The organism is Streptomyces sp. NBC_01214 (genome assembly GCF_026340975.1).
In the GTDB taxonomy this organism is placed as follows: Bacteria; Actinomycetota; Actinomycetes; order Streptomycetales; family Streptomycetaceae; genus Streptomyces.
The window spans coordinates 1,559,846-1,581,958 of sequence record NZ_JAPEOS010000001.1 but is presented as its reverse complement, the minus strand read 5'-3'; the positions used below and the strand labels follow the sequence as shown (position 1 = coordinate 1,581,958).

Annotated in this window: 16 protein-coding genes; 13 read left to right on the top strand and 3 right to left on the bottom strand. The window is 73.6% G+C overall.

What is annotated here, in order from left to right:
* Positions 1 to 13 precede the first annotated feature (13 nt).
* Positions 14 to 505 (top strand): MarR family winged helix-turn-helix transcriptional regulator, encoded by a 492-nt coding sequence (locus OG594_RS07445; RefSeq protein WP_266596429.1) that lies wholly within the window; start codon positions 14 to 16, stop codon positions 503 to 505.
* A gap of 109 nt (positions 506 to 614) precedes the next feature.
* Here OG594_RS07445 and OG594_RS07440 read toward each other — a convergent pair whose 3' ends face one another.
* Positions 615 to 857 (bottom strand): hypothetical protein, encoded by a 243-nt coding sequence (locus OG594_RS07440; RefSeq protein ID WP_266596427.1) that lies wholly within the window; start codon positions 855 to 857, stop codon positions 615 to 617.
* Positions 858 to 877: 20 nt separating this feature from the next.
* Positions 878 to 2,905 (bottom strand): 4-alpha-glucanotransferase, encoded by a 2,028-nt coding sequence (locus OG594_RS07435; protein ID WP_266596425.1) that lies wholly within the window; start codon positions 2,903 to 2,905, stop codon positions 878 to 880.
* Between the two features lie 214 nt (positions 2,906 to 3,119).
* On the opposite strand from OG594_RS07435, the gene OG594_RS07430 reads away from it, so the two are divergent.
* Positions 3,120 to 6,116: a beta-N-acetylglucosaminidase domain-containing protein gene (locus OG594_RS07430; RefSeq protein ID WP_266596423.1), complete on the top strand. Its 2,997-nt coding sequence runs from the start codon at positions 3,120 to 3,122 to the stop codon at positions 6,114 to 6,116.
* Positions 6,117 to 6,263: 147 nt separating this feature from the next.
* On the opposite strand, the gene OG594_RS07425 is transcribed toward OG594_RS07430, so the two are convergent.
* Positions 6,264 to 6,800 (bottom strand): HNH endonuclease, encoded by a 537-nt coding sequence (locus tag OG594_RS07425; RefSeq protein WP_030011969.1) that lies wholly within the window; start codon positions 6,798 to 6,800, stop codon positions 6,264 to 6,266.
* Between the two features lie 284 nt (positions 6,801 to 7,084).
* On the opposite strand from OG594_RS07425, the gene OG594_RS07420 reads away from it, so the two are divergent.
* From OG594_RS07420 to OG594_RS07370, 11 genes are all read left to right on the top strand, one after another.
* Positions 7,085 to 8,167: a mechanosensitive ion channel family protein gene (locus OG594_RS07420; protein ID WP_266596421.1), complete on the top strand. Its 1,083-nt coding sequence runs from the start codon at positions 7,085 to 7,087 to the stop codon at positions 8,165 to 8,167.
* A 170-nt stretch (positions 8,168 to 8,337) separates the two neighbouring features.
* A complete protein-coding gene (locus tag OG594_RS07415) occupies positions 8,338 to 9,576 on the top strand; it encodes an ROK family transcriptional regulator (protein ID WP_266596419.1) in 1,239 nt (412 codons plus the stop codon).
* 152 nt (positions 9,577 to 9,728) lie between these two features.
* Entirely contained in the window at positions 9,729 to 11,069 is a 1,341-nt protein-coding gene (locus tag OG594_RS07410) for an ABC transporter substrate-binding protein (RefSeq protein WP_266596417.1), read from the top strand.
* 4 nt (positions 11,070 to 11,073) lie between these two features.
* Complete coding sequence (locus OG594_RS07405) at positions 11,074 to 12,018, top strand: carbohydrate ABC transporter permease (RefSeq protein ID WP_266596415.1); 945 nt, start codon at positions 11,074 to 11,076, stop codon at positions 12,016 to 12,018.
* Positions 12,015 to 12,869 (top strand): carbohydrate ABC transporter permease, encoded by an 855-nt coding sequence (locus tag OG594_RS07400; RefSeq protein ID WP_266596413.1) that lies wholly within the window; start codon positions 12,015 to 12,017, stop codon positions 12,867 to 12,869. The genes OG594_RS07405 and OG594_RS07400 overlap by 4 nt, the downstream gene beginning before the upstream one ends.
* A gap of 2 nt (positions 12,870 to 12,871) precedes the next feature.
* Positions 12,872 to 14,137 (top strand): 6-phospho-beta-glucosidase, encoded by a 1,266-nt coding sequence (locus OG594_RS07395; protein WP_266596411.1) that lies wholly within the window; start codon positions 12,872 to 12,874, stop codon positions 14,135 to 14,137.
* Positions 14,128 to 15,117 (top strand): N-acetylglucosamine kinase, encoded by a 990-nt coding sequence (locus OG594_RS07390; RefSeq protein ID WP_266596409.1) that lies wholly within the window; start codon positions 14,128 to 14,130, stop codon positions 15,115 to 15,117. Before OG594_RS07395 ends, OG594_RS07390 begins: the two co-directional genes overlap by 10 nt.
* A 321-nt stretch (positions 15,118 to 15,438) precedes the next feature.
* Positions 15,439 to 16,731 carry a hypothetical protein gene (locus OG594_RS07385; protein WP_266602697.1) on the top strand — a complete coding sequence of 431 codons (1,293 nt, stop codon included), beginning with the start codon at positions 15,439 to 15,441 and terminating at the stop codon, positions 16,729 to 16,731.
* Positions 16,732 to 16,910: 179 nt separating this feature from the next.
* Positions 16,911 to 17,858, top strand: coding sequence for a glutamate ABC transporter substrate-binding protein (locus tag OG594_RS07380; protein ID WP_266602695.1), 948 nt, complete (start codon positions 16,911 to 16,913; stop codon positions 17,856 to 17,858).
* 110 nt (positions 17,859 to 17,968) lie between these two features.
* On the top strand, positions 17,969 to 19,258 hold the full coding sequence (locus OG594_RS07375) for a hypothetical protein (protein ID WP_266596407.1): 1,290 nt from the start codon (positions 17,969 to 17,971) through the stop codon (positions 19,256 to 19,258).
* On the top strand, positions 19,255 to 22,113 hold the full coding sequence (locus OG594_RS07370) for a serine/threonine-protein kinase (RefSeq protein ID WP_266596405.1): 2,859 nt from the start codon (positions 19,255 to 19,257) through the stop codon (positions 22,111 to 22,113). Before OG594_RS07375 ends, OG594_RS07370 begins: the two co-directional genes overlap by 4 nt.

Genomic DNA, 22,113 nt, shown 5'->3' with positions numbered 1-22,113 from the left:
GGATACTGCACGCATGAGTGACGACAAGGACGCAGTGGATGCGATCACTGCCCAGTGGTTCGCCGTGCGCCCCGACCTGGAAACGGCTCCCATGGCCGTCTTCGGGCGCATCTACCGGATCGCCAAGGCCATGGGCGACGCGATGGAGCAGTGCTACTCGCGTTTCGGCATCTCGCGCGGCGAGTTCGACGTCGTGGCCACGCTGCGCCGGTCGGGCGAGCCCTACACGCTCTCGCCCCGGCAGCTCTCGGCCACCCTCATGCTCACCACGGGCGGCATGACCGGGCGTCTGGACAAGCTGGAGAAGGCCGGGCTGCTCTGCCGCAAGCCCGATCCGCACGACCGGCGGGGGCTCCAAGTGACGATCACCGACCGCGGCCTGGCACTCATCGACGAGGCCGTCGGCGCCGGTCTGGAAGTGCAGCGCGCCGCGCTCACCGGGCTGACCGACGACGAGGTCGCCGTACTCACCGGCCTGCTCCGCCGGCTCCTGGCCGCAGTCTGAGGGTACGACGAGGCGCCGGGGGTCGTCGCGCGGCCGAAACGAATCGGCGGTGCGGACCCCCGGCGCCCGGAAAGGTCTACCGGTCCCGGCCCCGTGGGGCCGGACCTGCTCAGGCCTGCTTCGGCTTCCGGTCCGACGACTTGTCGAGGACCATCACGAGAGCGACGATGCCCAGGAAGATCGCGATGGGCAGGGCCACGTACAGGCCGATCGTCTCGCCGATGCTCAGGCCCGGACCCGGGTCGTCACCGTCGTCGCGGGTGAGCGCGAGGGCGGGAGACGTCATCAGCAGCATCATCAGCGCGGTTCCGGCCGTGACGGCGCCGGCGCGCAGAGCGTTCTTCTTGTCCACGGTGCAAACGTAGCGAACACCTAAACGGGGCGCGCGCCCGGGGGTGCCGTACGAGGCCGCACGCCCTCCCCCACCGCGCCCAGCAGGGCGTTCGCCCGCGGCGAGGACACGAGCTCCTCGAGGGTCAGCGGCCGCCCCGAGGCGTCGGCGACCGGCAGCCGCCAATTGGGGTACTGGTCCCAGGTGCCCGGCAGGTTCTGCGGCCGCCGGTCCCCCACCGCGTCCGGCAGCCATACCCCGACCAGCCGTGCGGGGGTGCGCAGCAGGAAGGCGTACAGGGCCCGTACGGCGGCCTCCTCGCCCTTGGTGTCCAGCCCGAGCCCGTCCAGCAGCTCCAGCCACTCGGCGGTGTCCGCGGCGTCCTCGGCGCGCTCCAGCTCGGCCGGGCGGGTCAGCAGGCCGAGCCGGTCGCGCAGTTCCACGTGGCCCCCGGCGAGTTTGGCGGCCGTGGGCGGCAGGTCGTGCGTGGTGACGGTGGCCAGGCAGTCGGCCCGCCAGGCCTGCGCGGCCAGCGGCTCCCCGGCGCCGTCCCAGTCCCGCTCGAACCAGAGCACCGAGGTGCCGAGCACCCCGCGCCGGGCCAGCTCCTGACGGACCCGCGGCTCCACCGTCCCGAGGTCCTCGCCGATGACCAGGGCGCCCGCCCGGTGGGCCTCCAGGACCAGGATCGCCAGCATGGCCTCGCCGTCGTAGCTGACGTACGCGCCCTCCGCGGGCGGGGTTCCCTCCGGGATCCACCAGAGCCGGAACAGACCCATCACGTGGTCGATCCGCAGGGCGCCCGCGTAGCGGAACACCCCGCGCAGCAGGGACCGGAAGGGGGCGTAGCCGGTGGCGGCCAGTACGTCCGGGCGCCACGGCGGCAGCCCCCAGTCCTGGCCGCGGGCGTTGAAGGCGTCCGGCGGGGCCCCGACCGAGATGTGCCGGGCGTAGCAGGGCGACCCGAAGACGTCGGAACCCTGCGGGTGCACCCCGACGGCGAGGTCGTGGACGATGCCGACCGCCATGCCGGCCCCGCGGGCGGCCCGCTGGGCGGCGGCGAGCTGGCCGTCCGTCAGCCAGACCAGCCAGCGGTGGAAATCGGCCCGCTCCTTCGGGTCCTCCTCCCCCGCGTGCCCGGCGCACCAGGTGGCGTGCACGTCCAGCGGAGCTCCCTGTTCGGCGCAGAACGCCCGGTAGGCGGCTTCGCGTTCGGGCGTGCGCGGGACGGCGTACAGCAGCTCCAGGGCGGACCGCTTGAGTTCCCAGACGGCGTCCCGGTCGATCAGCGCGCCCTTCTCCAGGACCTGGCGGCGCAGTTCCCGGCCGCGGGCGGCGAGCTCGTCGAGGGCCCGACGGTCGGGACAGTCGGCGTATTCGGGGACGTCCTCGATCCGCAGGTGGACGGGGTCGGGGAAGCGCCGCGAGGACGGCCGGTACGGGGACGGGTCGGTCGGGGCCCCGGGCACGGCCGCGTGCAGCGGGTTGACCTGGATGAACCCGGCGCCATGGGTACGGCCCGCCCAGCGGGCGAGCTCCGCGAGGTCGCCGAGGTCGCCCATGCCCCAGGAGCGCTCGGAGAGCAGGGAGTAGAGCTGGACGAGCAGCCCGTGGGCCCGCTCGGGCGCGGCCGGGGCCCGCTGCGGGGCCACGACCAAGGTGGCCTCGGCGCTGCGCCCGTCGGGTGCCTCGGCGATGAGCCGGTGGACGCCCAGCGGCAGTGCGGGGCCCCATGCGAGCACCTCCCCCGTCTCCTCGGCCAGCACCCGCACCCGGCTGCCGGGGGGCAGCGCGGCGGGCTCCGGGGCCACCCGCTCCCCCTGCCAGAGCACCAGCGTGGGCGGCAGCAGCCGCTCGGCCGCTTCCTGTGCGGCGGACTCGGCGCCCGCCCGGATGCTCGCCGCGTCGTCGGTGACCACCCCCAGCAGTCCGAGGACCGCCCTGACGGTGGTCTCCGGTACCGGGACGGTGACGTCCGCGGCGGGCCGGTAGTCGGTGGCGACTCCGTACTGGGCAGCGAGCCGTGCCAGGTCGTCCATCTGCGGGCGCTCCTTCGTGCGTGCGGGCATCAGGGCATGAAGATGTGTCAGATGATGGGGGCACAAGGGTGGTTCGGGAGGGTGGGACGCCGCCGGGGAACACCGCGTCCATACCCACTCGGAGGCACCGCATTCCTGCCGCATCCGGGGCAGATCACCCACCCGCATTGACACTCCAGCCGCACGGATGGTGGGCTCAGGCTCATTCGTACGAGTGGGGGACGACTCGGGACAAGGAGGCTCTGTGCAGCTCAGGGGTAAGGGGCGGAACACCGCCGCCGCCATGGCGGTGATCGGCACGCTGCTGGGCGGTGCCGTGTCCTCCGCGCCACCCGGGACCTTCGCGGCGCCCACCACACCGGACAAACCGGCGCCCGGAGCGGGCCCCGGAGCGACCCCCGTGACCGCTGTCGCCGGGCCGGTCCTCGACCCGGGAGCCGACACCCCCCGGGCCGCCACCGAGGGGCCCGCCGTGTGGCCGCGGCCGCAGTCGATGACCGCCGATCCGGCGCGCGAGCTGCCGCTGGGCACCGAGGCCGTACTGGTCGCGGGGGCCGGCGCCGACCCGTACGCCGTCAAGGTGGTGCGGGACGCCCTGCGCGCGGCGGGCGTAAAGACCGTCCACGAGTCGGCCCCCGGCGCTCCGCTGCCCGCACGGGGCACCGTCGTACGGCTCCAGGACGCGGACGCGGAGCAGGCGCTGCGGGCGCTGGGCGCGGCCGCGCCGTCGGACCTGCCGGCCGGGGGTTACCGGCTGGCCGCGGGCCGCCACGCCGGGCGGGACACGATCGCGCTGGCCGGCATGGGCGCGGAAGGACTCTTCCACGCGGCGCAGACCCTGCGCCAACTGCTCGCGGCGGGCGGCGGGAAGATGCCCGGCGTACTGGTGCGGGACTGGCCGGCCGCGCCGGTGCGCGGGATATCCGAGGGCTTCTACGGCCAGCCGTGGACCCAGGAACAGCGCCTCGCCCAGCTCGACTTCATGGGGCGCACCAAGCAGAACCGGCTGCTCGTCGCCCCCGGCGACGACCCGTACCGCACGACGGGCTGGCGCCAGGACTACCCGCAGGAGCAGCAGGCGGAATTCCGCGCGCTGGCCGAACGGGCCCGCGCCAACCAGGTCGTCCTGGCCTGGGCGGTGACCCCCGGGCAGTCGATGTGCCTGTCCTCGGAGGCCGACCGGGCGGCGCTCGCGCGCAAGCTGGACGCGATGTGGGACCTCGGCTTCCGCGCCTTCCAGGTGCAGTTCCAGGACGTCAGCTACTCCGAGTGGGGCTGCAAGGCCGACCGGGAGCGGTACGGGAAGGGCCCGGCGGCGGCCGCGAAGGCGCACGCGGAGGTCGCGGGCGGACTGGCGGCGCACCTGGCCGCCCGCTACCCGGGAGCGCCCGCGCTGTCGCTGCTGCCGACGGAGTACTACCAGGAGGGCGCCACCACGTACCGGACGGCCCTGGCGGGCGCGCTGGACCCGCGGGTGGAGGTGGCCTGGACGGGCGTGGGCGTGGTGCCGCGCACGATCACGGGCAAGGAGCTGGCCGGCGCGCGCGCCGCCCTCGGGCACCCGCTGATCACCATGGACAACTACCCGGTGAACGACTGGGATCCGGGCCGGATCTTCCTCGGCCCGTACGCGGGCCGCGAGCCGGCGGTCGCGGGCGGTTCGGCGGCGCTGCTGGCCAACGCGATGCCGCAGGGCACCCTGTCGCGGATCCCGCTCTTCACGGCGGCGGACTTCGCGTGGAACCCGCGCGGCTACCGACCCGGCGAGTCCTGGGCGGCGGCGGTGCGGGAACTGACGGGCGCCGACCCGAGCGCGCGCCAGGCGGTGGCGGCGCTCGCCGGGAACACCGCGTCGTCCGGGCTCAAGCAGGAGGAGTCGGCGTACCTGAAGCCGCTGGTCGAGCAGTTCTGGAAGGCCCGCGCCGCGGGCGATCCGGCGGCCGGGACCGAGCTGCGCAAGGCGTTCACGGTCCTGCGCGAGGCCAAGGACCGACTGCCCGCCTTGTCGGGCGAGGCGGGTCCCTGGCTGGAGCGCCTGGCGCGCTACGGAACGGCGGGCGAGCTGGCGGTGGACGTCCTGCAGGCCCAGGCCCGGGGGGACGGGGCGGCCGCGTGGAAGGCCTCCCGAGCCCTGGCCGAGGTCCGGGAGGCACTGGCGAAGCCGGGATCGGCCCGGGTGGACAAGGCCGTCCTGGACCCCTTCCTGACCAAGGCGGTGGCCGAGGCCGACGCCTGGACCGGCGTCGCCCGCCAGACCGGCACGGTGACGAAGGAGGCCGAGGCCTGGACCGTACGGCTGGACGCCCCGCGCCCGGTGTCGGCGGTGACCGTGATGACCGACCCGTTCCCCGCCGGGGCGCGGGGCGCCGCGGTGGAGGCGCACGTACCCGGCGAGGGCTGGCGCAAGATCGCGGACGCCTCGGCCTCGGGCTGGACCCAGGTGGAGACGGCGGGGCTGCGCGCGGACGCGGTGCGCCTGTCCTGGGCCGGGTCCGCGCCCGCGGTGCACCAGGTGGTGCCGTGGTTCGGGGACGGCCCGCGGACCCGGTTCGAGCTGGCGGACGGGGCCGCGGCCGACGCCGAGATCGGCGGCGCCGCCCAGCGGGTCTCGGCGACGCTGTCCGCGCTGGGTCCGGGCGAGGTCCGCGGCCCGCTGTCGGCGCGGCCGCCGGCGGGCATCGAGGTCCGCCTTCCGCAGGTCGCGGTGGCCCCGCGGGGCAGCCAGGTCTCGATCCCGCTGGAGGTCAGCGTCGCTGCGGGCACCCCGCCGGGCAGCTACCAGGTGCCGGTGGCCTTCGACGGGGAGTCACGCACCCTGACGGTGCGTGCGGTGCCCCGTACCGGCGGCCCCGATCTGCTGCGGACCGCGCGGGCGACCTCCTCGGCGAACGAGACCCCCGACTTCCCGGCCTCGGCGGCCGTGGACGGCTCGGCGGCCACCCGCTGGTCGTCGCCGGCGGTGGACGGCGCGTGGTGGCGGGCGGAACTGCCCGCCCCGGCGCGGGTGGGTCGGCTGGAGCTGCACTGGCAGGACGCGTACCCGTCGGCGTACCGGGTGGAGACCTCCGCGGACGGGGTGACCTGGCGCCCGGCGGCGGCCGTAACGGCCTCGCGGGGCGGCCGCGAGTCGCTCCGGATGGACGCCCCGGACACCCGTTTCCTACGGGTCACGTGCGAGACCCGCGCCACGCGGTACGGCTGCTCGCTCTGGTCGGCGGAGGCCTACGCGGTCACCCCATAACCCGGCCCTCCCCGCCCAGCCCCGCCCCGCCGGCCCACCCCAGCCCCGCCGGCGATTGAGGCGCGGGGTCCGGGGCGGAGCCCCGTGAAGCCGGGCCGCAGGTCCCCGACGGGCGCAACCCCCACGGAACCGGCGGCCCAGCGGGAGCTAACCGGCCGCGACCCCGATCCGCTCCAGCGCGTCCTCGGCCCCGTACGGCTGGAGGTACGGCATCCACCGTGGATCCCGGTGCCCCGTGCCGATGATCCGCCACGCCAGCCCGGACGGCGGCGCCGGCTGGTGGCGCAACCGCCAGCCGAGTTCCAGCAGGTGCCGGTCGGCCTTGACGTGGTTGCACCGGCGGCACGCGGCGACGACGTTGTCCCAAGCGTGCTGGCCGCCCCGGCTGCGCGGAATGACGTGGTCGACGCTGGTGGCGACGGCGCCGCAGTACATGCAGCGACCGCCGTCCCGCGCGAACAGTGCGCGCCGGGTGAGTGGAACGGGCCCCCGGTAGGGGACCCGCACGAAGCGCTTGAGCCGTACCACGCTGGGCGCGGGGACGACCCTTGTCGCGCTGTGCAGATAGGCGCCGGATTCCTCCAGGGAGACCGCTTTGTTCTCCAGGACGAGGACGAGCGCGCGGCGGAGCGGTACGACGCCGAGGGGCTCGTACGACGCGTTGAGGACCAGGACGTGCGGCACGGACTGCCTCCTTGTACGCCGGCGGCGCGTGGCTCGCGCCGGGACGATCTGCTCTCCAGTCTCTCCTTACGGCTGGTCGAAGCGCCACCACTCGCCCGTAACGGGTCCGAGGTGTTTTCAACCACAGTCAGTCATCCCCAGGTGAGTCTGGTCTCTCCCTCGAACACGGCACCAAGGTGAAGGGATTGCCCCGTTAGTGTGGTTGGTCTGCCCCGCATGTCCCCGGATCCGTCCGGGGGTCACCCGGTTCCGCGGGCAGACCGCTACACCTGGAGGTTCCCGTCGTGCCCTGGCCCGCCGCCCTGCTGCCGCTGGCAGCCGACGTTCCGGACGCGCCCGCATCGGTCAAGGAGGCGCAGGAGAGCGTCACCGAGGCCGCCAGCTTCATCGAGCAGAACTGGGCCACCTGGCTGAGCATCGGCCTGCGGATCCTGCTGATCGTCGTGATAGCTGCGGTGATCCGCTCGGCGGTCCGCAAGGCGCTGACCAAGCTGATAACCCGGATGAACACCAGCGCCGAGGCGGTGGAGGGCACCGCTCTGGGCGGACTGCTGGTCAATGCGGAGCGGCGGCGCCAGCGTTCGGAGGCGATCGGCTCGGTGCTCCGGTCGGTGGCCTCGTTCCTGATCCTCGGTACGGCCGCGCTGATGGTGCTGGCCGCGCTGAAGATCGATCTGGCCCCGCTGCTCGCGAGTGCCGGTGTGGCCGGTGTGGCGATCGGTTTCGGCGCCCGGAACCTGGTGACGGACTTCCTGTCCGGCGTCTTCATGATCATGGAGGACCAGTACGGCGTCGGCGACAAGATCGACGCGGGCGTGGCCTCGGGCGAGGTCATCGAGGTCGGACTGCGCGTGACCAAGCTCCGCGGGGACAACGGCGAGATCTGGTACGTGCGCAACGGCGAGATCAAGCGGATCGGCAACCTCAGCCAGGGCTGGGCGACCGCGGCCGTGGACGTGCAGGTCAAGCCTTCGGAGAACCTGACGCGGATCCGCGAGGTGGTCAAGGAGGTCGCCGAAGCCATGGCCAAGGAGTCCCCGTGGGACGAGCGCCTGTGGGGTCCGGTGGAGGTGCTGGGCCTGGACGAGGTACTGCTCGCCTCGATGACCGTGAAGGTGTCCGCCAAGACCATGCCCGGCCAGCAGTTCGCGGTGGAGCGGGAGCTGCGCTGGCGGATCAAGGAGGCCTTCGACGCCGCGGGCATCCGGATCATCGGCGGCCTGCCGGCCGCCGACGAGGACGAGGAGGCCGCGGCGGACCCGTCGGCCTCGGTCGCCGCGCCGTCCGCCCTCGCGAACCCGACCTCCCCGCAGTCGCTGGCCACGGCCCCGATCCCGCCGCCGGCCGGCCCGCGGATCACGAAGTAGCCGCTCGGCCGCGCAACCGCTCAACCGCACGTCGCACGAGCCCCGCTCGCCCCGCTGCCCCGCAGGTCATCCGTGAAATGACACGACCTGCGGGGCAGCGGCATTGACACACTTCAACAGGTGATAGGAAACTTACCTAACAGATCACCTCGGTGAGGGAGAGCCGCTCGATGCCCGCCGCCACGCCCGGAACGCCCAGCCTGTTGCGCGCCATGAACGACCGGGCCGCACTCGAACTCCTGCTGACGCACGGCCCGCTGTCCCGGACCCGCATCGGGCACCTGACCGGGCTGTCCAAGCCCACCGCATCGCAGCTGCTCGCCCGCCTCGAAGCGGTCGGGCTCGTCGTGGCCACCGGCACGGACGGCGGACGGCCCGGCCCCAGCGCCCAGCTCTACGAGATCAACCCGCGGGCCGCCCACGTCGGCGGTCTCGACGTCACCCCGGAACGGGTGCTGGCGGCCGTCGCCGACCTCACCGGCACGGTGGTCGCCACCCACGAGGTCCCCTACACCGAGGGCGCGGACGCCGTCGCCCAGGTGACCGAGGCCCTCGGCGGCGCCGCCCGGGCCGCCGGGCTGCACCCCACCGACCTGCGCCGGGTGGTCATCGGGACACCGGGCGCCTTCGACCCGCAGACCGGCCGCCTGCGCTACGCCAGCCACCTCCCCGGCTGGCACTCCCCCACCCTCCTGGAGGAGCTGGCGGCCGCCCTGCCGATGGCCGTCGAGTACGAGAACGACGTCAACCTCGCCGCCGTCGCCGAACAGCGGCTCGGGGCCGCCCGCGGCCACGAGGACTTCGTCCTGCTGTGGAACGAGGAAGGGCTCGGCGCCGCACTGGTCCTGGGCGGCCGGCTGCACCGCGGCTGGACCGGCGGCGCCGGCGAGGTGGGCTTCCTGCCGGTGCCGGGCCGACCCCTGGTCCGGCAGGTCACCCGGGCCAACTCCGGCGGGTACCAGGAGCTGGCCGGTGTGGAGGGACTGCCCCGACTCGCCGCGGAACTGGGCGTGGACCCCGCGGACGCCCCCGGTGCGCCCGGGGCCGCCGGGGCCCCCGGAGCCACGCACGGACCGGAGGTCGCCGCCGCCGTCACCCTGCTCGCACGGGCCGCCGCCGCCCCTCAGGGGGCGCACCTGAAGTTCCTCCGGGCGTACGCCACCGCGCTGGCCACCGGTCTCGCCTCGGTCGTCGCCGTGCTGGACCCGGAGATCGTGGTCCTGTCCGGGGCGGCGATCAGCGCGGGCGGCGAACCGCTGCGCGCGCTGCTGGAGGCCGAACTCGCCGAACTGGCCCCCTCCCGGCCCCGGCTGGTCCCCGGCGAGGTGCGGGAGCGGCCCGTCCTGCACGGCGCGTTGGAGAGCGCGCTGGCCGCCACCCGGGACGAGGTGTTCGACACCTCGGGCTGAACCGCCCGGCACCCGCCGCCCGCGCCCTCCCCCCTACCGCGCCCCCGCGCCCCCGTACCCCTGCACCCCGTACCCCGGCACCCGCACGGCCCACCGCCACCCCCACCCGGCACCCCCCACGGAAGTTCCTCCTGCAGAGAGCGAGCCCCGCCATGCCCAGAACCGGACGCCTGACCACCGCCACCGCCGTCCTCGCGGCGATATCCGCCCTCGCCACGGCCTGTACGGGCCAGGGCGCGGACACCGCCTCCGACGATCCCACAGCGGACGTCACCCTCAACTTCTGGCACGGCTGGTCCGCGCCGAGCGAGGTCAAGGCGATCGAGGAGAACATCGCCCGGTTCGAGAAGGCGCACCCGAACGTCAAGGTCCGGGTCACCGGCGACATGACCGACGACAAGGTCAACCAGGCGCTGCGGGCGGGCGGTGACAAGGCCCCCGACGTGGTCTCCTCCTTCACCACCGACAGCGTGGGCAAGTTCTGCAACTCCCGCGCCTTCGCCGACCTGAACCCCTTCCTCGAAAAGTCCGGGGTGGACAAGACGAAGGTCTTCCCCAAGACCCTGCTGGAGTACACGCAGTTCGAGGGCAACCAGTGCACGCTGCCGCTGCTGCACGACGCGTACGGCCTCGTCTACAACAAGACCGCCTTCGCGGCCGCCGGCATCACCGAACCCCCGCAAACCTGGAGCCAGTTCACCGAGGTCGCACAGAAGCTCACCAAGGCGGATTCGTCGGGCCACTCGTACGAGCAGGTCGGCCTGATGCCCACCTTCCACGGCTACGAGACCAAGCCCATGCGGCTCGCCGCCCAGTGGAGCCCCACCTACTTCACCCCCGACGGCAGGTCCGGCCTGGCCGCGGACCCGGCCTTCGCGAAGATGCTGACCGCACAGAAGGACCTGGTGGCGAAGCTCGGCGGCTACGAGAAGCTGGAGCGGTTCCGCAACACCTTCGGGGACGAGTGGAGCGCCGAACATCCCTTCCACACCGGCCAGGTGGCCATGCAGATCGACGGCGAGTGGCGGGCCCCGATGGCCAAGGAGGCCGGCGCCCCCTTCGAGATCGGCACCGCGCCGCTGCCCGTCCCCGACGAGCAGGCCGACGACTACGGCAAGGGCTACCTCTCCGGCACGATCATGGGCATCGCCGCGGGCAGCAAGAAGCAGAACGCCGCCTGGGAGCTGGTCAAGTACATGACGACCGACACCGAGGCGGTGGTGGCCTTCGCCAACGCCATCCACAACATCCCGTCCACGTTCGCCGCCCTGGAGTCCCCGAACCTCCAGGTGACCCCGGAGTTCAAGACCTTCCTCGACATCGCCCGGCACCCGAAGTCCAGCACCACCCCGGCCAAGGCCGACGGCGGCACCTACCAGCTGACCTTCACGGACTTCGCGTACGCCGTCGAGAAGGGCGACGTCGGCGACATCCCGGCCGGTCTCGCCAAGACCGACCAGCAGATCGACACGGACATCGCGAAGGCGAAGTAGCCCGATGACCGGCGCCCACCCCCTGCGCTCGAAGCGGCGGCGCTCCGCCCTGCGGACCGTGGCCTTCCTGTCCCCCTGGCTGATCGGCTTCGCCGTCTTCTTCCTCTACCCGCTGCTGTCCACCCTGTACTTCTCCTTCACGCGGTACGACGGCTTCCGGCAGCCGGCCTTCAACGGCCTGGACAACTGGAGCTACGTCTTCACGGACTATCCGCTCTTCTGGCCGGCCATGCGCAACACGCTGTGGCTGGTCCTGGTGATGGTGACCTGCCGGGTCGCCTTCGGCCTCGGCATCGGCCTGCTCATCACGAAGATCAAGACGGGGACCGGGATCTTCCGGACCCTGTTCTACCTGCCCTACCTGGCCCCGCCGGTCGCCGCGACCCTGTCCTTCGTCTTCCTGCTCAACCCCGGCACCGGCCCCGTCAACACCCTGCTGGACGCGGTGGGACTGCCCACCCCCGGCTGGTTCACCGACGCCGACTGGTCCAAGCCGGCCCTGACCGCCCTCGCCCTGTGGGGGGTCGGCGACCTGATGGTCATCTTCATGGCCGCGCTGCTCGACGTACCCAAGGAGCAGTACGAGGCCGCGGAGCTGGACGGGGCCGGCGCCTGGGCGCGGTTCCGGCACATCACCCTGCCCAACATCTCGCCGATCATCATGTTCGCGGTGGTCACCGGGGTCATCCAGGCCATGCAGTACTACGCCCAGCCGCTGGTGGCGGGGAAGGTCGCGGCCGGGGTGATCGGCGGCTCGGGCCAGCAGTTCGAGCCGGGCTATCCCGACAAGTCCACCCTGACGCTGCCCCAGCTCGTCTACAACCTCGGGTTCCAGCGCTTCGACTACGGCACCGCGTGCGTCGTCGCGCTCGTCCTGTTCGCCCTCTCCACGGCCTTCACCGCGCTCCTGATGCGGCGCCGTGGCGGTCTGATCGGAGCAGGTGAATGAGCAGCGCGCACACCGGCCGGAGATCCTCCGGGGCGGTACTGCACTGGGTCGGGGTGCACTCGCTCGGCGTGGCCGCCGCACTCTTCTTCGTCCTCCCCTTCGTCTTCCTCCTCCTCACCTCCCTGATGGGCGACCGGCAGGCCCTGACCCGCGACCTGTGGCCCGACACCTGGGAATGGGGCAACTACGCGAAGGTGTGGCACACCCCGGGCTTCCTGACCTGGTGGCGCAACACGCTCCTGTACGCCGGACTCGGCACCCTGTTGACCGTGGTCTCCTCCGTGCCCGTCGCGTACGCGCTCGCCAAGTTCCGCTTCCGCGGGCAGCGGCTCGCGCTGCTCCTCGTGATCGCCATGATGATGCTGCCGCCCCAGGTGGTGGTCATCCCCATGTACCTCTTCTGGGCGAAGCAGCTCGACCTGTCGGGCACCTTGTGGCCGCTGATCGTCCCGATGGCGTTCGGCGACGCCTTCTCCATCTTCCTGCTCCGCCAGTTCCTGCTGACCATCCCCGACGAGTACCTGGACGCGGCCCGCGTCGACGGCTGCGGCGAGGTGCGCACCCTGCTGCGCGTCGTCCTGCCGATGGCCCGGCCCGGGATCGCCGCCGTCGCGCTCTTCCAGTTCTTCTTCGCCTGGAACGACTACTTCGGCCCGCAGATCTACGCCTCCGACAACCCGGCCGCCTGGACCCTCAGCTACGGACTGGAGTCCTTCAAGGGTGCGCACCACACCAACTGGAACCTGACCATGGCCGCGACCGTACTGGTCATGGCCCCGGTGATCGTCCTCTTCTTCTTCGCCCAGAAGGCGTTCGTCGAGGGAGTCACCCTGACCGGCGTGAAAGGCTGACGATGAAACTCGCAGTGGTGGGCGGCGGTTCCACCTACACCCCCGAACTGGTCGACGGCTTCGCGCGGCTGCGCGACACCCTGCCCGTCAGCGAGCTCGTGCTGATCGACCCGGCCGCCGAACGACTGGAGCTGATCGGCGGCCTGGCCCGGCGGATCTTCGCCCGGCAGGGCCACCCCGGACGCATCACCACCACCTCCGACCTCGACGCGGGCATCGACGGGGCCGACGCGGTCCTGCTCCAGCTGCGCATCGGCGGGCAGGCCGCCCGGCTCCAGGACGAGACCTGGCCGTTGGAGTGCGGCTGCGTCGGCCAGGAGACCACGGGCGCGGGCGGGCTCGCCAAGGCGCTGCGCACGGTCCCGGTGGTCCTCGACATCGCCGAGCGGGTCCGGCGGACCAACCCGGACGCATGGATCATCGACTTCACCAACCCGGTGGGGATCGTCACCCGGGCCCTGCTGCGGGCCGGCCACAAGGCCGTCGGTCTGTGCAACGTCGCGATCGGCCTCCAGCGGAAGTTCGCGGCGCTGCTGGACCTAGCGCCGGCCGACATCCACCTGGACCACGTGGGCCTCAACCACCTGACCTGGGAGCTCGGCGTGCGCCGGGGCGGCCCGGACGGCGAGGACCTGCTGGCGACCCTGCTCGCCACGCAGGGCGAGGCCGTCGCCGGGGACCTGCGGCTGCCGCGGGCGGTGCTGGACCGGCTCGGCGTCGTGCCCTCGTACTACCTGCGCTACTTCTACGCCCACGACGAGGTCGTCCGGGAGCTCGGGACCAAGCCCTCGCGGGCCGCCGAGGTCGCCGCGATGGAACGCGAACTGCTCGCCCTGTACGGGGATCCCGCGCTCGACGAGAAGCCGGCGCTGCTGGCGAAACGGGGCGGCGCCTTCTACTCCGAGGCCGCCGTGGACCTGGCCGCCTCCCTGCTGGGCGACGGCGGGCCGGCCGTGCAGGTGGTCAACACGTACAACAACGGCACCCTGCCCTTCCTGCCGGACGACGCGGTGATCGAGGTGCAGGCCCGCGTCGACGGATCCGGCGCCGTTCCGCTCGCGGTGCCCCGGCTGGACCCGCTGTTCTCCGGGCTGGTCTCGCACGTGAGCGCGTACGAGGACCTCGCGCTGGACGCGGCCCTGCGCGGCGGGCGCGAACGGGTCTTCAAGGCACTGCTGGCGCACCCGCTCGTCGGACAGTTCGACCTGGCCGAAGGGCTGACCGACCGGCTCCTCGCGCACAACAAGGAGCACCTGCCATGGGCGTGACCCTCCCCCCGGTGCTGGCGATCGACGCGGGCAACAGCAAGACGGACGTGGCGCTCCTCGGCACGGACGGCTCGGTGCTGTGCTCCGGCCAGGCCGGGGGCTTCCAGCCGCCGCGCACGGGCGTGGCCGCGGCCGTCGACGTGCTGGCCGAGGCGATGGCCGACGCCGGGCTGCGCGCGGGCCGCGGGGCCGGGCCGTGGGCCGAGCACGTGTCGGCCTGCCTGGCCAACGCGGACTTCCCGGTGGAGGAACGGAAGCTGGCGCGCGAGATCAAACGCCGTGGCTGGGGCCGGACCACGACGGTCCGCAACGACACGTTCGCGCTGCTGCGTTCCGGGCTGCCGGCGGGCGCCGGCCCGTGCGGTGTGGCGGTGGTGTGCGGGGCGGGCATCAACTGCGTCGGAATGGCCCCGGACGGGCGCACCGCCCGCTTCCCCGCGGTCGGGCGGATCTCCGGCGACTGGGGCGGCGGGGGCGGACTGGCCGAAGAGGCCCTGTGGTGCGCGGCCCGGGCCGAGGACGGGCGGGGCGGGCCGACGGAGCTGGCCCGGGCGCTGCCCGCACACCTCGGCCACGCGTCGATGGCGTCGCTGATCGAGGCCATGCACCTGGGGCGGGTGGAGCACGCGCGGCGGCACGAGCTGACACCGGTGCTGTTCGCGGTGGCGGCCGCGGGGGACCCGGTGGCGCTGTCGCTGGTGCACCGGCAGGCGGACGAGGTGGTGGCCATGGCATCGGTGGCTCTGGGTCGCCTGGGTCTGCTGGAGCAGGAGGTACCGGTCGTGCTGGGCGGCAGTGTGCTGGCCGCCGGGCACCCGCAGCTCAACGACCGGATCGCGGAGGGCCTCGCCGAACGGGCCCCGCACGCCCGGATCCGCGTGATCACGGCGCCACCCGTACTCGGCGCCGGGCTACTGGGCCTGGACGCACTCGACGCCCCGCCCGGGGCATACGAAAAACTCCGTGCCCATTTCGGGTGAACCCGCCCCGGAAACCGTCCGGTCTGGAACCGTGGCGCCCCTACGGACGTATTGACGGTGAAGGGGCGACGAAGGGGGCCCTCGGGGACGGATCGCCCTGGATCCAGCACCGGGTGCTGTGGTCGACCGGCACTACGGCCATACTGCTGCGCAGGGGGTGCCTCCCAGCGTCGGCTGGAGGACGACAGGACCGAGGGGGAGGTCACGGTGGCGATCACATCACGCGCGCCCGCGCCCGGGGGCGGTGCTTCCGTGCCGTCGGTCGGGCCGACGGCACCACCGCCCGACGGGCCGCCCGGGCGGACCGCCTGGGCCGAGGGCGTGGAGCGGCTGCGCGAGGCGGCGACCACCGAGCCGGGCCGACTGCGGATCATCGGCGCGGTACTGGCCGCCCTGATCATGCTGTTCGGCACCGTGAGCGTCTGGGAGATCTCCGACCGGGCCGCGGCCGCCGACGACGTGGTGGGCCGTAGCCAGCCGCTGAGCGCGGACGCGGCGAGCATCTACCGCTCCCTGGCGGATGCCGACACGACCTCCTCCAGCGGGTTCCTGCTGGGGGCCCAGGAGCCGCGCGAGGTCCGCCAGCGGTACGAGAAGGACATCGCCAACGCCTCCAAGCTGTTGGTGAGCGCGGCCGCCAACACCGGCGGCAACGAGGACTCCCGCCGGCAGATCACCGTGCTGAGCGAGCAGCTCCCGCGCTACACCGGCCTGATCGAGCAGGCCCGGGCCACCAACCGGCAGGGCCTGCCGCTGGGCGGCGCCTACCTCCGTTACGCCAACGAGCAGATGACCACCCAGCTGCTGCCCGCCGCCCAGCGGCTGTACGAGTCGGAGACCAAGCGGCTCTACACAGACCACGACGACGCCCGGTCCTGGCCACTGGCCTCGATCGGTCTGGGCCTGCTCACCCTCGCCGCCCTCGTCTGGGCGCAGCGGCGCAACTACCTGCACACGAACCGGGTCCTCAACCACGGGCTGGTGGCCGCGACGGCCGCGTCGGTGGTGGTCCTGCTGTGGCTCGCCGTGGGGCACACGGTGGCACGGTCCTCGTTGAGCGAGGCACGGGCGGACGGGCAGGAGTCGATGAAGGTGCTCAACGACGCGCGGATCGCGTCCCTACAGGCACGGGCCGGTGAGAACCTGACCCTGATCGCGCGGGGCGCCGTACTGGCCGAGGACAAGAAGTCCGACAAGTACGACGTGGACTTCACGAACAACATGAAGCAGTTGGACGCCGGGCTGGCGACCGCGCTGCGGCTCGCCGACGACGCGGCCGGCCGGGACCCCGTCAGCCGGGCCGAGGACGGCGTGAAGCAGTGGAAGCAGCGGCACACGGCGGCCCGGGAGGCGGACTTGAAGGGGGACTACGAGGCCGCTCTGCCCCAGGTCGTCGGGGACGAGAAGCACAAGGAGAGCAGCGGCGCCGCCTTCGACACGGTGGACGCCTCCCTGGAACAGGCCGTCGCCCACGAACAGCAGGAGTTCACCCGGGCCGCCCAGGACGGGATCGGCGCGCTGGGCGGATTGGTGACGGGCGCCGCGGCCCTGGTGGTCGTCGGTGCGGCAGCAGCCCTGCTCGGCATCGGGCGCCGGCTTTCGGAGTACAGGTGAGCGCGATGCGGATACGAGCGGAGCGGGCCGCCGAAGGCCACGGGAACCACGAGAACCACGAGAACCATCAGGCCCGGGAGAGCCGGCCGGGCCGGGCCCGGCGGGCGGCGACCGCCGGCGCGGCGTCCGGCCTCCGCCGCGCCGCGGGCCGGCTGCGCGGCTGGGGCGGGGTGAGCGCCATGGCGGTCGCCTGCGCGACGACCGCCGCCGTCGTCCTGCTGCCGCTGGCCCACGCGACGCCCGACACCGGCCGGCCGGTCCACCGGCCCGCCACGACGGCGGGGGCCCCGGCCGCGCCCTGGGCCCTCACCGACACCTGCCAGGACCCCGAGGCCAGCCTGCGCCCCTCCGACGTGGACGGGGCGACCATCGCGCGGATCAAGGCGGCCGGCAAGCTCGTCGCCGGCGTGGACCAGAACAGCTTCCGCTGGGGCTACCGCAACCAGACCGCCGAGGGCAGCCGCCTCGACGGCTTCGACATCGACCTGGTCAAGGCCATCGCCAAGGACGTCCTGGGCGACGAGAACGCGGTCATCTACCGGGCCATCCCCACCAGTCAGCGCATCCCCGCCCTCCAGGAGGGGCGCGTCGACATCGTCGTACGGACCATGACCATCAACTGCAAGCGGCTGGAGGACGTCGCCTTCTCGACGGCGTACTTCGAGGCCGGGCAGCAGGTGCTGGCGCCCAAGGGCTCGCCGATCACCGGGTACGACCCCTCGCTGAAGGACCGGCGGATCTGCTTCGCGGCCGGTTCCACGGCGGAGGCGGCCCTGAAGGCCCAGTCGTACGGCTCGGTGCCGGTCACCGTCGCCAACCAGCTGGACTGCCTGGTCCGGCTGCAGCTGGGCGAGGTCGACGGCATCATCACGGACAACGCCCTCGCGGCCGGTCAGGCCGCCCAGGACCCGTCGGTGCAGCTGGTGGGTTCACCCTTCACCCGTGAGTTCTACGGGGTGGCGATGAACAAGGACGCCTCGGACCTGGTCCGCAGGGTCAACAGGGTGCTGGAGAACTACCGCGCGGGCGGCGGTGACAGCCCGTGGATGAAGGCGTACCTCAAGCACCTGCAGCCCGTGCTGCCCGGCGTGACGGCGCCCCCCGCACCCAAGTACCGGGACGGCTGAGCCCCGTGACGGTTTCGGACACGGGACCGGGCGCGGGGCAGGATACGAGGACGGACACGGAGGCGGCAGCGGAAGCGGAGGCACAGTCGGTGGAGGCGGGGTCTGCAGTGATGGACCGGGACGACGTCGACCGCGCCCTGGCCCGGTTGGGCGCCGAGCACGAGGCCGTCGAGACCTCGCTGCTCGCCCTCCAGGACCACGCCGGACGCCGGCTGCTGGAGGGCGCCGCGCTGAGCGGGACCACCAAGGAGCGGTGGACGACCGCCGACGCGGACATCACCCGGCTGTGGACGTACTTCGACGCCTACAGCGGGGCCCTGACCGCCGCCCGGGAGGTACGGGAGCGGCGCCGCTGGCCGAACCGCGAGGACCTGATCGAGCTGACCGAGCGGCTGCGCGGGCCCGGAGTACTGATCGCCGGGGCCGCCACCGAGGGCGTCGCGCTGGCGGAGCGGCTCTCGCTCGCCGAGCTGGTGGCCCGGATGAACGGCCTGTACGCGCGCTCGCTGGACGTGGTGGTCGCCGCCGACGCCGTCTGGTCGGCGCTGCCCGCCCGGATCGACCTGCTCGCCGCCGAACTGCACCGCACCCGCTCGCTCGCCCACTCGGTGGGCGTGCGGCCGGGCGAGCACCCCTCCGGCGACGACTTGGAGGACATCACCGCCGAGCTGACGCAGCTGCGCACCCAGGTGATCGCGGACCCGCTGGCCTTCTGGCTGCCGGCGACGGGCAGCTCGGCGCCCGGCGGCGGCCGTCCGGACACCGGGCGCTACGACCGGGCCGCGCTCGCGCTGGAGGACGTACGCCGCGAGATCGAGGCGGTGCTGGACGTACGGCAGGACGCCGAGCAGCGGCTGATCGCCCTGCGGGACGTGCTCTCGCGGGCCGACCGGACCCTGGCGGAGGCGCGGACCGCGCGCGGCGAGGTACTGGCGAAGATCGCCGCGTCCGAGGTGCCCGCGGTGAGCGGCCCGCCCACGGCGCTCCAGGAACAGCTCGCGGCGGCGGCCGAGCACCGGCGCCAGGCCCGCTGGCACCGGCTCTCGCCCCTGCTGGAATCGCTGGAGGAGCGCGCCGAGGAGGAACTCCGGCGGGCCCGTGAATCGTTGACCGCAGTGACGGCACCCCTGGCCGTACGGGCCGAGCTGCGCGGGCGGCTCGACGCGTACAAGGCGAAGGTGGCCCGCCACGGAATGGCGGAGGACCCCCTGCTGATCGAGCGGTACGACGCCGCCCGGCGGATGTTGTGGAGCGCGCCCTGCGACCTGCGGGCCGCCGAGCAGGCCGTCCTGCGCTACCAGCGGGCGACGGCGGAGTCGTTGGCCGCGCCCCAGGACCGGCCCGAGCCACCGCGACACCAGGAACAGCGGCCCGACGGGCCGGGGGAGGAAGACGCATGAGCCCGATCGGAACCGCGTGCGTGCGTCCCGGCTGCCCCGGGACCTACGAGGACATGGGCGGCGGCGAGGTCTACTGCGACACGTGCGGGCTGGCGCCGATCGGCTCGGTCGCGGCGGGCGCGGACGAGCTGGTGTCGCCGCCGACGGGGATGACGAGCGCGGCCCGGGGCTCCCTGGGCTCCGGCGGGTCCCGCGGCTCGATGGGCTCGCAGGGCTCCCACGGCTCGGCGCGGTCCTCGGCCTCGGCGCGGTCCTCCCGGTCCTCCTCCTCGCGCCGCTCGGTGTCCGGGCGGCTGTCGCGCTCGGTGTCGGGGACGACGTCCACCCGTTCGGTATCGGTGCGCAGTTCGGGCTCGGCGGCCTCGGGCCGCAGCCGGCTGGGCGCCGGACTGGTCAACGTGCCGGAGGTGCCGCGTCCGAATCCTTCGACCGCGGTCCTGGAGAACCCGGAGGTGCCGGAGCGCAAGCGGTTCTGCTCGCGCTCGGACTGCGGGGCCCCGGTGGGCCGCTCCCGGGGCGACCGTCCGGGCCGGACGGAAGGGTTCTGCACCAAGTGCGGGCACCCGTACTCCTTCGTGCCCAAGCTGCGCTCCGGTGATGTGGTGCGCGGCCAGTACGAGGTGGCGGGCTGCCTCGCGCACGGCGGCCTGGGCTGGGTGTACCTGGCGGTGGACCGGGCGGTCGCGGACCGGTGGGTGGTGCTCAAGGGCCTGCTGGACACCGGGGACCAGGACGCGATGGAGGCCGCGATCTCGGAGCGGCGCTTCCTCGCGGAGATCGAGCACTCCAACATCGTGCGGATCTACAACTTCGTGGAGCACCTGGACCAGCGGACCGGTTCGCTGGACGGGTACATCGTCATGGAGTACGTCGGCGGCAAATCGCTGAAGGAGATCGCGAACGAGCGGCGCCGGCCGGACGGGCGGCGCGATCCGCTGCCGGTGGAACAGGCGTGCGCCTACGGCATCGAGGCGCTGGAGGCGCTCGGCCACCTGCACAGCAGGAACCTCCTGTACTGCGACTTCAAGGTCGACAACGCGATCCAGCAGCAGGACCAGCTGAAGCTGATCGACATGGGCGCGGTACGGCGGATGGACGACGCCGAGTCGGCCATCTACGGCACGGTGGGCTACCAGGCCCCCGAGGTCGCGGAGCTGGGCCCGTCGGTCGCCTCCGACCTCTACACGGTGGCGCGGACGCTGGCCGTGCTGACCTTCGACTTCCAGGGCTACACCAACGTGTTCGTGGATTCGCTGCCGGATCCGGAGCACATCGAGGTGTTCCGGCGGTACGAGTCCTTCTACCGGCTGCTGGTCCGGGCCACCGATCCGGACCCGGGGCGGCGGTTCTCGTCCGCGCAGGAGATGGCGGACCAGCTGACGGGCGTGCTGCGGGAGGTGGTCGCCCTGCAGACGGGCCGGCCGCGGCCGCAGCTGTCGACCCTCTTCGGCCCGGAGCTGCGGGTTCCGGACACCGAGCTGTTCGCCGACGCGGGCGACACCGCCGTCTCCCGGCTGGGCTACCGGCCGATCGCCTCCCGGCGCGGTGGCCGGCTGTTCGGGCTCGCCGGCCGCGGCCGGGCGGCGGCCGGCGCGCACGCGCCCGGCGGCACCGCCGTGGCCGGTGCGACGGCCGCCGGTGCGTCGGGCCCGCAGGGCCGTACGCCCGTCGGTGGGACCCCGCCCGGTGGCACGCCCGTGCCCGGGGCGGCCGGCGGCGGCGCGGCGGGTCCGTGGGGACCTGCGACGGGCGCTTCGGGGGCGGGCCTGGCCGGGCTCGGCACCACCGCCACGCATGTGACCGGTGCGCCGGTGCCGGGTCCGCGGCCCGCGCCTCCGGCTGCGGTCCAGGGCTCGGGGGCCGGGGCTTGGGCGGGGGCCGGGGCCGCACCCGCGCCCGTACTCCTGCCCTTGGAGCCGGCCTCCGCGAGAGCGACGCCCCTCGACGCGCGCGACACCGCGCTGGCCCTGCCCGTACCGCTGGTGGACGCGGCCGACCCGAACGCCGGTTTCCTGACGGGTCTGCTGGCCTCCGCGCCGGGCGACCTGTTGGGCGCCCTGAGCGCGGCGCCGGCCGACTCGGCCGAGTTGCGGCTGCGGGAGCTGCGGGCCCGCCTGGAGCTGGGCGAACTGCCCGAGGCCGGGCACACCCTGGCGGAGCTGGAGGCCCGGCATCCGGACGACTGGCGGGTGGTGTGGGCCCGTGGCATCGCCTCGCTGGCCACCGGTGACGACGAGATAGCGGCCCTGTCCTTCGACGCGATCTACGACGCCTTCCCGGGCGAGCCCGCGCCGAAGCTGGCCCTCGGGCTGTGCGCGGAGGTGCTGGGCCAGCTGGACAACGCCGCCGAGTACTACCGCCTGGTCTGGATCACCGACCCGGGATTCGTGAGCGCGGCCTTCGGGCTTGCCCGGGTCCAACTGGCCGCCGGGGACCGGGACGCAGCCGTGCGCACGCTGGAATCCGTACCGGAAGCGTCCATCCACTACACCGCCGCGCGGGTGGCGGCCGTACGGGCACGTCTGCGCGACCGGTCCCCGCAGGAGCCGCTGTTGGCCGACCTGGCGGCCGCAGCGGACCAGGTGGAGGCCCTGCGGCGGTTCGGACTGGACCCGGAACGGCAGGAGCGGCTCGCTACGGAGGTTCTGGGCTCGGCCCTGGACTGGGTACTGTCGGGTAGCCGGGGTTCCGACCCCGGCCGGACCTCGCTGCTCGGCAGTCAACTGGACGAGCGGGGCCTGCGCTTCGGACTGGAGCGCTCGTACCGCGTCCTCGCACGGCTGGCGCGGCGTGGCGAGGAGAGGATCGAACTGGTGGAGCGGGCAAACCGTTTCCGTCCCCGGACGTGGGTGTGA